Origin of the sequence: Peribacillus sp. V2I11, assembly GCF_030817135.1 — a bacterium.
GTDB lineage: Bacteria > Bacillota > Bacilli > Bacillales > DSM-1321 > Peribacillus > Peribacillus simplex.
This window is the reverse complement of the sequence record NZ_JAUSYW010000001.1, coordinates 1,903,657-1,919,694: the sequence shown is the minus strand read 5'-3', so window position 1 is coordinate 1,919,694 and position 16,038 is coordinate 1,903,657. Positions and strand designations below refer to the sequence as shown.

General features: G+C 46.6%; 3 protein-coding genes and 6 rRNA genes. All 9 read left to right on the top strand.

Going from position 1 to position 16,038, the window contains the following annotated elements:
• Positions 1-180 precede the first annotated feature (180 nt).
• The 9 genes from ptsG to aroD all read left to right on the top strand — a co-directional run bounded on the left by ptsG (position 181) and on the right by aroD (position 16,001).
• Positions 181-2,250, top strand: coding sequence for a glucose-specific PTS transporter subunit IIBC (gene ptsG / locus QFZ73_RS09175; protein ID WP_251438124.1), 2,070 nt, complete (start codon positions 181-183; stop codon positions 2,248-2,250).
• Between the two features lie 384 nt (positions 2,251-2,634).
• A 16S ribosomal RNA gene (locus QFZ73_RS09170) occupies positions 2,635-4,185 on the top strand.
• Between the two features lie 176 nt (positions 4,186-4,361).
• A 23S ribosomal RNA gene (locus QFZ73_RS09165) occupies positions 4,362-7,294 on the top strand.
• 63 nt (positions 7,295-7,357) lie between these two features.
• A 5S ribosomal RNA gene (rrf, locus tag QFZ73_RS09160) occupies positions 7,358-7,473 on the top strand.
• 772 nt (positions 7,474-8,245) lie between these two features.
• A 16S ribosomal RNA gene (locus QFZ73_RS09155) occupies positions 8,246-9,796 on the top strand.
• A 176-nt stretch (positions 9,797-9,972) separates the two neighbouring features.
• Positions 9,973-12,905, top strand: a 23S ribosomal RNA gene (locus tag QFZ73_RS09150).
• A gap of 63 nt (positions 12,906-12,968) precedes the next feature.
• Positions 12,969-13,084, top strand: a 5S ribosomal RNA gene (gene rrf / locus QFZ73_RS09145).
• Together the 16S, 23S and 5S rRNA genes form the textbook arrangement of a ribosomal RNA operon.
• Positions 13,085-13,967: 883 nt before the next feature.
• Complete coding sequence (locus tag QFZ73_RS09140) at positions 13,968-15,170, top strand: MFS transporter (RefSeq protein ID WP_307265524.1); 1,203 nt, start codon at positions 13,968-13,970, stop codon at positions 15,168-15,170.
• A 69-nt stretch (positions 15,171-15,239) separates the two neighbouring features.
• Positions 15,240-16,001 carry a type I 3-dehydroquinate dehydratase gene (gene aroD / locus QFZ73_RS09135; protein WP_251438250.1) on the top strand — a complete coding sequence of 254 codons (762 nt, stop codon included), beginning with the start codon at positions 15,240-15,242 and terminating at the stop codon, positions 15,999-16,001.
• Positions 16,002-16,038 lie beyond the last annotated feature (37 nt).

Genomic DNA, 16,038 nt, shown 5'->3' with positions numbered 1-16,038 from the left:
AGGCATAAGTGAGGAGAATGATTGTTATGAAAGAGGGTATTATATACCTGAATTTTCATTTCAATCCTATCTTTGCTTATGCCTTTTTTGTATTTGAATTCTGATGCGTGGGAAGATGAATACCATCGTTAAATGTAACCGTTTTATTAGCATGGAAAACAGTAAAGAGGAGGAAAACCTATGTTTAAGAAGTTGTTTGGTGTTTTGCAAAAAATCGGAAAAGCTTTAATGCTTCCTGTAGCCATTTTACCAGCGGCCGGAATTTTGCTTGCGTTTGGTAATGCATTGCAAAACGAAACTTTGTTGGATATCGCCCCGTTTCTTGCGAGTGGCGGAGTGGAAATGGTCGCATCGGTAATGGAGAATGCCGGAAATATAATTTTTGGGAATCTCCCCTTGTTGTTTGCTGTGGGGGTCGCAATTGGGTTAGCTGGTGGAGATGGTGTTGCCGGCCTGGCAGCGATTATCGGGTTCTTGATTATGAATGTAACAATGGGGACTGTTCTTGGGATTGACGCTGCTGACATTGAGAACAATGGTGCAGTGTATAGCAATGTTCTGGGAATCCCAACGTTGGGAACGGGCGTGTTCGGCGGTATTATTGTCGGTGTCATGGCTGCTGTTATGTATAATAAATTTTATGAAATTGAACTGCCTTCTTATTTAGGATTCTTTGCAGGTAAACGTTTTGTACCAATTGTAACAGCCGCAAGCGCAGTTATTCTTGGGTTATTGATGATTTTGGTTTGGCCGACGATTCAATCGGGGTTAAATTCATTTTCCGAAAATATGTTGGGTGCGAATCTGACTCTGGGAGCTTTCGTGTTTGGGGTTGTAGAACGTGCGCTGATTCCTTTTGGATTGCATCATATCTTCTATTCGCCATTCTGGTTCGAATTTGGCAGCTATATCCCTCAAGGCGGGGGAACGCCAGTCAGAGGAGACCAAGCCATCTTCATGGCACAAATTAAGGATGGCGTACAGAATTTAACGGCAGGTACTTTCATGACGGGTAAATATCCATTTATGATGTTCGGGTTACCAGCCGCGGCTTTGGCCATTTATCATGAAGCAAGACCGGAAAGAAAGAAAATAGTCGGGGGCTTGATGGCTTCTGCGGCACTTACATCTTTCTTGACTGGGATTACTGAGCCACTTGAATTTGCATTCTTATTTGTTGCACCGGTACTTTTCGGGATTCACTGTCTGTTTGCAGGTCTATCATTCATGACCATGCATTTACTGAACGTAAAAATCGGGATGACGTTCTCGGGTGGGTTGATCGATTACGTACTGTTTGGTTTAATTAATCCTCAAACCAATGCTTGGATTGTTATTCCGGTTGGTTTGGTCTTTGCGCTTATCTATTACTTTGGATTCCGATTTGCGATAAGGACGTTTAACCTAAAAACTCCTGGCCGTGAAGTGGAAGAGGACGAGGAAGCGGAAGGGTCTGCAAGTACAGTTGGAAGTCTCCCTGGGGATATCTTGGATGCTATGGGCGGAAAAGAAAATATTTCTCACTTAGATGCTTGCATTACCCGTCTTCGTGTATCAGTCAATGACATCGGTAACGTTGATAAAAATAGGTTGAAAAAACTTGGTGCCGCTGGAGTTCTGGAAGTGGGCAATAACATCCAGGCAATCTTCGGACCGCGTTCAGAAACGATCAAGGGGCAAATGAAAGATATCATCGATGGAAAAAGGCCTCGTAAAGTAGAAGCCTCTCCTGAAGAGGGCGTAGAAAAACAAATTGAGGATATCGTCCCGAAACCTTTACGGACGGATGAAGTTTCCGAGCGATTTGTTTCACCTATTAAAGGGGAATTAAAACCGATCACGGAAGTACCTGATGCAGTTTTTGCTGAAAAAATGATGGGTGATGGATTTGCCATTGTACCGGAGGAAGGGTTGGTTGTTTCTCCTGTAGACGGTACGATCGTTAACCTATTCCCGACTAAACATGCAATAGGTATCGTTTCCGAAGCTGGACGTGAAATCTTGATACATGTCGGGATAGATACAGTTAAGTTAGAAGGCAAAGGTTTCGAAGCTCTTGTCGCTCAAGGAGATAAAGTGACAAGCGGACAGCCATTGCTTAAAGTTGATATAGAGTATGTCAAAAACAATGCCAGCTCTATCATTACGCCAATCGTCTTTACTAACCTTTCCGAAGGTGAAAGTGTGAAGATTGAAAAGGCCGGAAATGTAGAGAGGGAAGAAGCAGACGTCATTTCCATCAATAAATAATCATTAGTAACAGGAGGGTGGCTATAATCAGCTGCCCTCCTGTTTTTGATCATTCATTAGCAGAGTCCGGCTTCTATAGAAAAAAGTAGTATATATATAGAAGAAGGTGGTGGTTCATGAAAAAATGAAGGGAATTTTAAAAGATTAAATTGACTTATATATATGTAAGTGCTAATATATTAAATACACCGCTTGAGACAAAAAAGACAAACAAGTAAATGATAACTTGTTGTTGACTTTATGTTTGGAAGGTGTTAAACTAATTAAGTCGCTAAAGAAGCGATGGAAAATATTGCTCTTTGAAAACTGAACAAAACAAAGCGCCAACGTTAAATTTTAAGTGAGCACACACTATCAAAAAAGCAAATGAGCAAGTCAAACATTTCTTCGGAGAGTTTGATCCTGGCTCAGGACGAACGCTGGCGGCGTGCCTAATACATGCAAGTCGAGCGAATCGACGGGAGCTTGCTCCCTGAGATTAGCGGCGGACGGGTGAGTAACACGTGGGCAACCTGCCTATAAGACTGGGATAACTTCGGGAAACCGGAGCTAATACCGGATACGTTCTTTTCTCGCATGAGAGAAGATGGAAAGACGGTTTACGCTGTCACTTATAGATGGGCCCGCGGCGCATTAGCTAGTTGGTGAGGTAATGGCTCACCAAGGCGACGATGCGTAGCCGACCTGAGAGGGTGATCGGCCACACTGGGACTGAGACACGGCCCAGACTCCTACGGGAGGCAGCAGTAGGGAATCTTCCGCAATGGACGAAAGTCTGACGGAGCAACGCCGCGTGAACGAAGAAGGCCTTCGGGTCGTAAAGTTCTGTTGTTAGGGAAGAACAAGTACCAGAGTAACTGCTGGTACCTTGACGGTACCTAACCAGAAAGCCACGGCTAACTACGTGCCAGCAGCCGCGGTAATACGTAGGTGGCAAGCGTTGTCCGGAATTATTGGGCGTAAAGCGCGCGCAGGTGGTTCCTTAAGTCTGATGTGAAAGCCCACGGCTCAACCGTGGAGGGTCATTGGAAACTGGGGAACTTGAGTGCAGAAGAGGAAAGTGGAATTCCAAGTGTAGCGGTGAAATGCGTAGAGATTTGGAGGAACACCAGTGGCGAAGGCGACTTTCTGGTCTGTAACTGACACTGAGGCGCGAAAGCGTGGGGAGCAAACAGGATTAGATACCCTGGTAGTCCACGCCGTAAACGATGAGTGCTAAGTGTTAGAGGGTTTCCGCCCTTTAGTGCTGCAGCTAACGCATTAAGCACTCCGCCTGGGGAGTACGGCCGCAAGGCTGAAACTCAAAGGAATTGACGGGGGCCCGCACAAGCGGTGGAGCATGTGGTTTAATTCGAAGCAACGCGAAGAACCTTACCAGGTCTTGACATCCTCTGACAACCCTAGAGATAGGGCTTTCCCCTTCGGGGGACAGAGTGACAGGTGGTGCATGGTTGTCGTCAGCTCGTGTCGTGAGATGTTGGGTTAAGTCCCGCAACGAGCGCAACCCTTGATCTTAGTTGCCAGCATTCAGTTGGGCACTCTAAGGTGACTGCCGGTGACAAACCGGAGGAAGGTGGGGATGACGTCAAATCATCATGCCCCTTATGACCTGGGCTACACACGTGCTACAATGGATGGTACAAAGGGCTGCAAACCTGTGAAGGTAAGCGAATCCCATAAAGCCATTCTCAGTTCGGATTGTAGGCTGCAACTCGCCTACATGAAGCCGGAATCGCTAGTAATCGCGGATCAGCATGCCGCGGTGAATACGTTCCCGGGCCTTGTACACACCGCCCGTCACACCACGAGAGTTTGTAACACCCGAAGTCGGTGAGGTAACCTTCATGGAGCCAGCCGCCTAAGGTGGGACAGATGATTGGGGTGAAGTCGTAACAAGGTAGCCGTATCGGAAGGTGCGGCTGGATCACCTCCTTTCTAAGGATAATTACGAGAGCGCTTTTGTTTTGTTCAGTTTTGAATGAGTGATTCATTCAAATAGGAAAGACAAACATCACGATGTGATGGATTCTTTCTGCTTTGTTCCTTGAAAACTAGATAATAGATAGAAGGCAATTAATTTTTTTCAAAGCATCTGTAAGATCTTTTTTAACGGTTAAGTTAGAAAGGGCGCACGGTGGATGCCTTGGCACTAGGAGCCGATGAAGGACGGGACTAACACCGATATGCTTCGGGGAGCTGTAAGTAAGCTTTGATCCGGAGATTTCCGAATGGGGAAACCCACTGTTCGTAATGGAACAGTATCTTTACCTGAATACATAGGGTACTGAAGGCAGACCCGGGGAACTGAAACATCTAAGTACCCGGAGGAAGAGAAAGCAAATGCGATTTCCTGAGTAGCGGCGAGCGAAACGGAATTAGCCCAAACCAAGAGGCTTGCCTCTTGGGGTTGTAGGACACTCAACATGGAGTTACAAAGGAACGGGGTAAATGAAGCGATCTGGAAAGGTCCGTCAAAGAAGGTAAAAACCCTGTAGTTGAAACTTCGTTCCCTCCTGAGTGGATCCTGAGTACGGCGGGACACGAGAAATCCCGTCGGAAGCAGGGAGGACCATCTCCCAAGGCTAAATACTCCCTAGTGACCGATAGTGAACCAGTACCGTGAGGGAAAGGTGAAAAGCACCCCGGAAGGGGAGTGAAATAGATCCTGAAACCGTGTGCCTACAAGTAGTCAAAGCCCGTTAATGGGTAATGGCGTGCCTTTTGTAGAATGAACCGGCGAGTTACGATTTCATGCGAGGTTAAGTTGATGAGACGGAGCCGCAGCGAAAGCGAGTCTGAATAGGGCGAATGAGTATGAGGTCGTAGACCCGAAACCAGGTGATCTACCCATGTCCAGGGTGAAGTTCAGGTAACACTGAATGGAGGCCCGAACCCACGCACGTTGAAAAGTGCGGGGATGAGGTGTGGGTAGCGGAGAAATTCCAATCGAACCTGGAGATAGCTGGTTCTCTCCGAAATAGCTTTAGGGCTAGCCTCAAGATGAGAGTATTGGAGGTAGAGCACTGATTGGACTAGGGGCCCCCAACGGGTTACCGAATTCAGTCAAACTCCGAATGCCAAATACTTATTCTTGGGAGTCAGACTGCGAGTGATAAGATCCGTAGTCGAAAGGGAAACAGCCCAGACCACCAGCTAAGGTCCCAAAGTATACGTTAAGTGGAAAAGGATGTGGAGTTGCTTAGACAACCAGGATGTTGGCTTAGAAGCAGCCACCATTTAAAGAGTGCGTAATAGCTCACTGGTCGAGTGACTCCGCGCCGAAAATGTACCGGGGCTAAACGTATCACCGAAGCTGTGGATTGACACCATTAGGTGTCGATGGTAGGAGAGCGTTCTAAGGGCGTTGAAGTCAGACCGGAAGGACTGGTGGAGCGCTTAGAAGTGAGAATGCCGGTATGAGTAGCGAAAGAAGGGTGAGAATCCCTTCCACCGAATGCCTAAGGTTTCCTGAGGAAGGCTCGTCCGCTCAGGGTTAGTCGGGACCTAAGCCGAGGCCGAAAGGCGTAGGCGATGGACAACAGGTTGATATTCCTGTACCACCTATACATCGTTTGAACGATGGGGGGACGCAGAAGGATAGGGTAAGCGCGCTGTTGGATATGCGCGTCCAAGCAGTTAGGCCGGAAACGAGGCAAATCCCGTTTCCATTAAGGCGGAGCTGTGATGGCGAGGGAAATATAGTACCGAAGTTCCTGATTCCACGCTGCCAAGAAAAGCCTCTAGTGAGATGTAAGGTGCCCGTACCGCAAACCGACACAGGTAGGCGAGGAGAGAATCCTAAGGTGTGCGAGAGAACTCTCGTTAAGGAACTCGGCAAAATGACCCCGTAACTTCGGGAGAAGGGGTGCTTTTTAGGGTGAATAGCCCAGAAAAGCCGCAGTGAATAGGCCCAGGCGACTGTTTAGCAAAAACACAGGTCTCTGCGAAGCCGCAAGGCGAAGTATAGGGGCTGACACCTGCCCGGTGCTGGAAGGTTAAGGGGAGAGGTTAGCGCAAGCGAAGCTTTGAACCGAAGCCCCAGTAAACGGCGGCCGTAACTATAACGGTCCTAAGGTAGCGAAATTCCTTGTCGGGTAAGTTCCGACCCGCACGAAAGGTGTAACGATCTGGGCACTGTCTCAACGAGAGACTCGGTGAAATTATAGTACCTGTGAAGATGCAGGTTACCCGCGACAGGACGGAAAGACCCCGTGGAGCTTTACTGCAGCCTGATATTGAATTTTGGTACAGCTTGTACAGGATAGGTAGGAGCCTGAGAAGCCGGAGCGCTAGCTTCGGTGGAGGCGTTGGTGGGATACTACCCTGGCTGTATTGAAATTCTAACCCGCGCCCCTTATCGGGGTGGGAGACAGTGTCAGGTGGGCAGTTTGACTGGGGCGGTCGCCTCCTAAAGAGTAACGGAGGCGCCCAAAGGTTCCCTCAGAATGGTTGGAAATCATTCGTAGAGTGTAAAGGCACAAGGGAGCTTGACTGCGAGACCTACAAGTCGAGCAGGGACGAAAGTCGGGCTTAGTGATCCGGTGGTTCCGCATGGAAGGGCCATCGCTCAACGGATAAAAGCTACCCCGGGGATAACAGGCTTATCTCCCCCAAGAGTCCACATCGACGGGGAGGTTTGGCACCTCGATGTCGGCTCATCGCATCCTGGGGCTGTAGTCGGTCCCAAGGGTTGGGCTGTTCGCCCATTAAAGCGGTACGCGAGCTGGGTTCAGAACGTCGTGAGACAGTTCGGTCCCTATCCGTCGCGGGCGCAGGAAATTTGAGAGGAGCTGTCCTTAGTACGAGAGGACCGGGATGGACGCACCGCTGGTGTACCAGTTGTCTTGCCAAAGGCATAGCTGGGTAGCTACGTGCGGACGGGATAAGTGCTGAAAGCATCTAAGCATGAAGCCCCCCTCAAGATGAGATTTCCCATGGCGCAAGCTAGTAAGATCCCTGAAAGATGATCAGGTTGATAGGTCAGAGGTGGAAGCGTGGCGACATGTGGAGCTGACTGATACTAATAGATCGAGGACTTAACCAACGCTTTAAAAAAATGAAATACCTTCTTATTATCTAGTTTTGAAGGAACAACGTTCCTTTCATGTTTGGTGGCGATAGCGAAGAGGTCACACCCGTTCCCATTCCGAACACGGCAGTTAAGCTCTTCAGCGCCGATGGTAGTTGGGGGTTTCCCCCTGTGAGAGTAGGACGCCGCCAAGCCATTTCAAAGATCAGCCATCCGGCTGGTCTTTTTTTGTGTATCACATTCATTATGAAGAGAAATCAAATAACGGTAAGACAGTGTAAAGCAGTCTTTTATTATGTGGTCAAGAAAGCAACATTGTATGCGAAAACAGCGATCTTTTTTCATGACCTTATGAAAGCCTATTACAGAAATAACAAAAAAAGTATAAACATATGCCATTTAATCACTCCTTAAAAAAGATTACTTACTATTTTTATATCCCATAATATTCCTTTGCTGAAAAAACAAACTTTACGAAAACAGCCAAAAAGATAAAAACCTTAAATGCTTTGTCGGGATACCTTCAGATCTTTCCAACTAATGTGTGTATTTTTCTTTAGCAAAACGGACCTTTGAGACCATTCTTGATCTAACTTTGAGAAAAAGAATTATTTATTGTGAAATGTGTTGACTTTATAGTGGGAAAGGATTAATATAAATAAGTACCACTAAGACAAACGAAAAACTTCATCACTTTTGGCTGATTGCTGAAAGAAAAAATAACTATTGACTTCTTACTATGAAAATGATAAGATGAAATGGTCGCTGAAAAACACAGCGATTTAAAATAAGTTAAAAACTTCGCAGAAGTTGACAACTAATCAATAAGATGTTATGATGAATAAACAGCCGTTCGAAAGAACGATTGTGAAAATTGCTCTTTGAAAACTGAACAAAACAAAGCGCCAACGTTAAATTTTAAGTGAGCACACACTATCAAAAAAGCAAATGAGCAAGTCAAACATTTCTTCGGAGAGTTTGATCCTGGCTCAGGACGAACGCTGGCGGCGTGCCTAATACATGCAAGTCGAGCGAATCGATGGGAGCTTGCTCCCTGAGATTAGCGGCGGACGGGTGAGTAACACGTGGGCAACCTGCCTATAAGACTGGGATAACTTCGGGAAACCGGAGCTAATACCGGATACGTTCTTTTCTCGCATGAGAGAAGATGGAAAGACGGTCTACGCTGTCACTTATAGATGGGCCCGCGGCGCATTAGCTAGTTGGTGAGGTAATGGCTCACCAAGGCGACGATGCGTAGCCGACCTGAGAGGGTGATCGGCCACACTGGGACTGAGACACGGCCCAGACTCCTACGGGAGGCAGCAGTAGGGAATCTTCCGCAATGGACGAAAGTCTGACGGAGCAACGCCGCGTGAACGAAGAAGGCCTTCGGGTCGTAAAGTTCTGTTGTTAGGGAAGAACAAGTACCAGAGTAACTGCTGGTACCTTGACGGTACCTAACCAGAAAGCCACGGCTAACTACGTGCCAGCAGCCGCGGTAATACGTAGGTGGCAAGCGTTGTCCGGAATTATTGGGCGTAAAGCGCGCGCAGGTGGTTCCTTAAGTCTGATGTGAAAGCCCACGGCTCAACCGTGGAGGGTCATTGGAAACTGGGGAACTTGAGTGCAGAAGAGGAAAGTGGAATTCCAAGTGTAGCGGTGAAATGCGTAGAGATTTGGAGGAACACCAGTGGCGAAGGCGACTTTCTGGTCTGTAACTGACACTGAGGCGCGAAAGCGTGGGGAGCAAACAGGATTAGATACCCTGGTAGTCCACGCCGTAAACGATGAGTGCTAAGTGTTAGAGGGTTTCCGCCCTTTAGTGCTGCAGCTAACGCATTAAGCACTCCGCCTGGGGAGTACGGCCGCAAGGCTGAAACTCAAAGGAATTGACGGGGGCCCGCACAAGCGGTGGAGCATGTGGTTTAATTCGAAGCAACGCGAAGAACCTTACCAGGTCTTGACATCCTCTGACAACCCTAGAGATAGGACTTTCCCCTTCGGGGGACAGAGTGACAGGTGGTGCATGGTTGTCGTCAGCTCGTGTCGTGAGATGTTGGGTTAAGTCCCGCAACGAGCGCAACCCTTGATCTTAGTTGCCAGCATTCAGTTGGGCACTCTAAGGTGACTGCCGGTGACAAACCGGAGGAAGGTGGGGATGACGTCAAATCATCATGCCCCTTATGACCTGGGCTACACACGTGCTACAATGGATGGTACAAAGGGCTGCAAACCTGCGAAGGTAAGCGAATCCCATAAAGCCATTCTCAGTTCGGATTGTAGGCTGCAACTCGCCTACATGAAGCCGGAATCGCTAGTAATCGCGGATCAGCATGCCGCGGTGAATACGTTCCCGGGCCTTGTACACACCGCCCGTCACACCACGAGAGTTTGTAACACCCGAAGTCGGTGAGGTAACCTTCATGGAGCCAGCCGCCTAAGGTGGGACAGATGATTGGGGTGAAGTCGTAACAAGGTAGCCGTATCGGAAGGTGCGGCTGGATCACCTCCTTTCTAAGGATAATTACGAGAGCGCTTTTGTTTTGTTCAGTTTTGAATGAGTGATTCATTCAAATAGGAAAGACAAACATCACGATGTGATGGATTCTTTCTGCTTTGTTCCTTGAAAACTAGATAATAGATAGAAGGCAATTAATTTTTTTCAAAGCATCTGTAAGATCTTTTTTAACGGTTAAGTTAGAAAGGGCGCACGGTGGATGCCTTGGCACTAGGAGCCGATGAAGGACGGGACTAACACCGATATGCTTCGGGGAGCTGTAAGTAAGCTTTGATCCGGAGATTTCCGAATGGGGAAACCCACTGTTCGTAATGGAACAGTATCTTTACCTGAATACATAGGGTACTGAAGGCAGACCCGGGGAACTGAAACATCTAAGTACCCGGAGGAAGAGAAAGCAAATGCGATTTCCTGAGTAGCGGCGAGCGAAACGGAATTAGCCCAAACCAAGAGGCTTGCCTCTTGGGGTTGTAGGACACTCAACATGGAGTTACAAAGGAACGGGGTAAATGAAGCGATCTGGAAAGATCCGTCGAAGAAGGTAAAAACCCTGTAGTTGAAACTTCGTTCCCTCCTGAGTGGATCCTGAGTACGGCGGGACACGAGAAATCCCGTCGGAAGCAGGGAGGACCATCTCCCAAGGCTAAATACTCCCTAGTGACCGATAGTGAACCAGTACCGTGAGGGAAAGGTGAAAAGCACCCCGGAAGGGGAGTGAAATAGATCCTGAAACCGTGTGCCTACAAGTAGTCAAAGCCCGTTAATGGGTAATGGCGTGCCTTTTGTAGAATGAACCGGCGAGTTACGATTTCATGCGAGGTTAAGTTGATGAGACGGAGCCGCAGCGAAAGCGAGTCTGAATAGGGCGAATGAGTATGAGGTCGTAGACCCGAAACCAGGTGATCTACCCATGTCCAGGGTGAAGTTCAGGTAACACTGAATGGAGGCCCGAACCCACGCACGTTGAAAAGTGCGGGGATGAGGTGTGGGTAGCGGAGAAATTCCAATCGAACCTGGAGATAGCTGGTTCTCTCCGAAATAGCTTTAGGGCTAGCCTCAAGATGAGAGTATTGGAGGTAGAGCACTGATTGGACTAGGGGCCCCCAACGGGTTACCGAATTCAGTCAAACTCCGAATGCCAAATACTTATTCTTGGGAGTCAGACTGCGAGTGATAAGATCCGTAGTCGAAAGGGAAACAGCCCAGACCACCAGCTAAGGTCCCAAAGTATACGTTAAGTGGAAAAGGATGTGGAGTTGCTTAGACAACCAGGATGTTGGCTTAGAAGCAGCCACCATTTAAAGAGTGCGTAATAGCTCACTGGTCGAGTGACTCCGCGCCGAAAATGTACCGGGGCTAAACGTATCACCGAAGCTGTGGATTGACACCATTAGGTGTCGATGGTAGGAGAGCGTTCTAAGGGCGTTGAAGTCAGACCGGAAGGACTGGTGGAGCGCTTAGAAGTGAGAATGCCGGTATGAGTAGCGAAAGAAGGGTGAGAATCCCTTCCACCGAATGCCTAAGGTTTCCTGAGGAAGGCTCGTCCGCTCAGGGTTAGTCGGGACCTAAGCCGAGGCCGAAAGGCGTAGGCGATGGACAACAGGTTGATATTCCTGTACCACCTATACATCGTTTGAACGATGGGGGGACGCAGAAGGATAGGGTAAGCGCGCTGTTGGATATGCGCGTCCAAGCAGTTAGGCCGGAAACGAGGCAAATCCCGTTTCCATTAAGGCGGAGCTGTGATGGCGAGGGAAATATAGTACCGAAGTTCCTGATTCCACGCTGCCAAGAAAAGCCTCTAGTGAGATGTAAGGTGCCCGTACCGCAAACCGACACAGGTAGGCGAGGAGAGAATCCTAAGGTGTGCGAGAGAACTCTCGTTAAGGAACTCGGCAAAATGACCCCGTAACTTCGGGAGAAGGGGTGCTTTTTAGGGTGAATAGCCCAGAAAAGCCGCAGTGAATAGGCCCAGGCGACTGTTTAGCAAAAACACAGGTCTCTGCGAAGCCGCAAGGCGAAGTATAGGGGCTGACACCTGCCCGGTGCTGGAAGGTTAAGGGGAGAGGTTAGCGCAAGCGAAGCTTTGAACCGAAGCCCCAGTAAACGGCGGCCGTAACTATAACGGTCCTAAGGTAGCGAAATTCCTTGTCGGGTAAGTTCCGACCCGCACGAAAGGTGTAACGATCTGGGCACTGTCTCAACGAGAGACTCGGTGAAATTATAGTACCTGTGAAGATGCAGGTTACCCGCGACAGGACGGAAAGACCCCGTGGAGCTTTACTGCAGCCTGATATTGAATTTTGGTACAGCTTGTACAGGATAGGTAGGAGCCTGAGAAGCCGGAGCGCTAGCTTCGGTGGAGGCGTTGGTGGGATACTACCCTGGCTGTATTGAAATTCTAACCCGCGCCCCTTATCGGGGTGGGAGACAGTGTCAGGTGGGCAGTTTGACTGGGGCGGTCGCCTCCTAAAGAGTAACGGAGGCGCCCAAAGGTTCCCTCAGAATGGTTGGAAATCATTCGTAGAGTGTAAAGGCACAAGGGAGCTTGACTGCGAGACCTACAAGTCGAGCAGGGACGAAAGTCGGGCTTAGTGATCCGGTGGTTCCGCATGGAAGGGCCATCGCTCAACGGATAAAAGCTACCCCGGGGATAACAGGCTTATCTCCCCCAAGAGTCCACATCGACGGGGAGGTTTGGCACCTCGATGTCGGCTCATCGCATCCTGGGGCTGTAGTCGGTCCCAAGGGTTGGGCTGTTCGCCCATTAAAGCGGTACGCGAGCTGGGTTCAGAACGTCGTGAGACAGTTCGGTCCCTATCCGTCGCGGGCGCAGGAAATTTGAGAGGAGCTGTCCTTAGTACGAGAGGACCGGGATGGACGCACCGCTGGTGTACCAGTTGTCTTGCCAAAGGCATAGCTGGGTAGCTACGTGCGGACGGGATAAGTGCTGAAAGCATCTAAGCATGAAGCCCCCCTCAAGATGAGATTTCCCATGGCGCAAGCTAGTAAGATCCCTGAAAGATGATCAGGTTGATAGGTCAGAGGTGGAAGCGTGGCGACATGTGGAGCTGACTGATACTAATAGATCGAGGACTTAACCAACGCTTTAAAAAAATGAAATACCTTCTTATTATCTAGTTTTGAAGGAACAACGTTCCTTTCATGTTTGGTGGCGATAGCGAAGAGGTCACACCCGTTCCCATTCCGAACACGGCAGTTAAGCTCTTCAGCGCCGATGGTAGTTGGGGGTTTCCCCCTGTGAGAGTAGGACGCCGCCAAGCCATTTAAAAAGATCAGCCATCCGGCTGGTCTTTTTTGCATTATAAGCTAAAAAGCTTTGTGAAAATTATTTCTATTATATAGAAGTTGTTATTTCACCCTTGAGAAGGGGAAATTGAAAATTGATCTCATTTTATATTGAGAATGGTTTTGACCCACCCTGAAATGTATAAGCGAGATATCCTTCCAGCCTTACTTAGACAGGGATATGGGTTATTTAATTCGATTACAAATAACTGGAGAATTGAATTTAAATAAGCAGCAGTACATATATTTTGGATAAAAAGAAATTTATTCAGAAACTGGTAACTAAAAAGTGGGGAATATCGAAATAGTAGGAGACAATCATAAATGATAAAATACTTGTGCCGCAGCAAATAAAAATATTCTTCATCTTGTATGAGCAGTAACAAATCCAAGGTATGGCTAAACTTATAAGATAAATGAGATCGAAGATGAGCACTTCGAAATATAGAAATAAAGAGTATGAGGTATCGCTTTATAGTTATTAAGGACTGCTTCGTGAGTTTGACACAATTAAATTAGCGCAGTATAATAATTTAGTAGAACGATATACTAAATAAAGTTAACTAATTAACTTTAACTTTAACTTTAGCATTAGTGTTAATTCAATACCTATTGAGTTTAGAAACTAATTGCTCAGAATTAGTAGAACGATATACTAACATTAATCTAAGATTAGTAGAACGATATTAGTTATGCTGGAAGTTAGTAGAACGATGTACTAACTGATGTAGGTTAACTTAATGAAGCTTATTATTTAGTATGTAATTTTGTATTTATGGTATGGGGCAAGGGGGCAACTTCTGAAAGACTTAAGAATCAAATTACTTTTCGATAACTTTTTTAATAGGGGTGTGTTTCATGAAAAATCCATTTATAAAAATGGCCACAGGTTTATATATTAGCTATTTTATTTTAGGCATGATCAATATTATCATCGGGTCAAATATGGAAAATTTGTCCAATCAATTAAATACAAGTGCCTCAGGGATAAGTTACTTGGTCTCTGCTATAGGAATCGGTAAGTTAGTTTCTTTGTTTTTCGCCGGCAGAATGTCGGATAAATTAGGAAGGAAACCATTTGTTGTTTCAGCATCTTTTATCTACCTAATCTTCCTCATAGGTATACCTTTGGCTCCTAACTATACATTGGCATTTATATTTGCTGTATGTGCTGGTATTGCAAACTCATTTTTGGACGCTGGTACGTATCCAGCACTTATTGAGGCTTTTCAAAAGAAAGCTGGTTCCGCTACCGTATTAATAAAAGCGTTCGTTTCAGTCGGTGCCGCACTTCTTCCATTTATCATGGCGTTCTTTATAGCTAGAGATATGTTTTACGGGTATACATTCTTCTTAATGGCTGCTGTTTATCTTGTTAATGGATTTTTCCTGCTCAAGGTTTCATTCCCGGATCATAAAGCTCAAAGCCAGACTCAAGATGATAAACAAGCGGTGCCTGTTCAACACCAATTCCTCTCAAAACCGAAGTTTGCCCAGGAGGGGGTGGCCGTCATACTATTGGGCTTCACATCAACTGCTTTATTCATGTTGGTTCAAGTCTGGCTCCCGAACTTTGGACAAGACGTATTGGGGTTAACCCAAGCTAAGGCTGTTCAATTGCTTAGTTACTATAGCATTGGCTCCCTTGTTTCTGTCATTTTACTAGCAGTTCTATTGAATAAAGTAATTAAGCCCATTACCGTCATGATTATCTATCCGATCATTGCAGCATTATCTTTATTGTCACTCATTTACATCCAACAACCATTTATGACTGTTTTGAGCGCTTTCTTCATTGGGCTTTCAACTGCAGGGGTGTTCCAATTAGCCATGACGATAATAACAGAATTCTTCCCAGCCAATAAAGGGACGATTACTTCATATGTAAACATTGCAGCTAGTTCAGCCTTTATCATCATACCTTTCGTTACAGGTATCATTTCTAAGAGCGCTGGTTTAACTGCAGTCTTCTTATTTGATGTGGCAATAGCGGTAGTTAGTATCTTATTGGCCGTATTTGTTGCCTATCGATATAAAAAAGTAATTAAGGTTTCCAATTAAACGGCCTAGCCGAACATCAGTGGGGCATGAATCTCCACTGATGATAATGATTAAAAGGGGGAAAAATCCATGCAAACAATCACGATCAAAGACGTAACGATCGGAGAAGGGGTACCAAAGATCATCGTTCCACTAATGGGGACAACTGAAGAAGAACTGCTTAAAGAAGTTGAAACGGTAAATGCCTTAGATCCGGATATCATTGAATGGCGAGTAGATGTCTATGAACAGGTTGAAAACTTAGAAGCTGTTTCGGATATGATTTCTAAACTTAGAAGTGCTGTACCAAATACTTTGCTGCTTTTCACTTTTAGAAGCCATAAAGAAGGCGGGAACAAGGAAATCAGCGATGATTATTATTTCCAACTTCTTCATGCTGCAATTGGAACGAAGAATATTGATCTTGTCGATGTGGAGTTGTTTTTTGAGGAATCATCAGTGAAGGAGATTGTAAAGGTAGCAGAGGAAAATGGCGTATACGTAGTGATGTGTAACCATGATTTCGATAAGACACCAGCTAAAGAAGAAATCATTTACCGATTGCGTAAAATGCAGGAATTTGGCGCCCATATTCCAAAAATCGCTGTAATGCCCCAAACAGTTGGTGACTTACTCGTTTTATTAGATGCAACTTACACGATGAAAACAAAGTATGCCGATCGTCCATTCATTACGATGTCAATGTCGGGCACAGGCCTGGTCAGCCGATTATCAGGTGCGGTGTTTGGATCTGCTTGTACATTCGGTGCCGGAAAAGAAGCATCTGCCCCAGGACAAATTCCTGTTACTCAATTAAGAGATGTATTGGAGATCATTGATCAAAATATTTAACTCATAATTCCTTCCAAGAAGGAATTTATATAAAGTT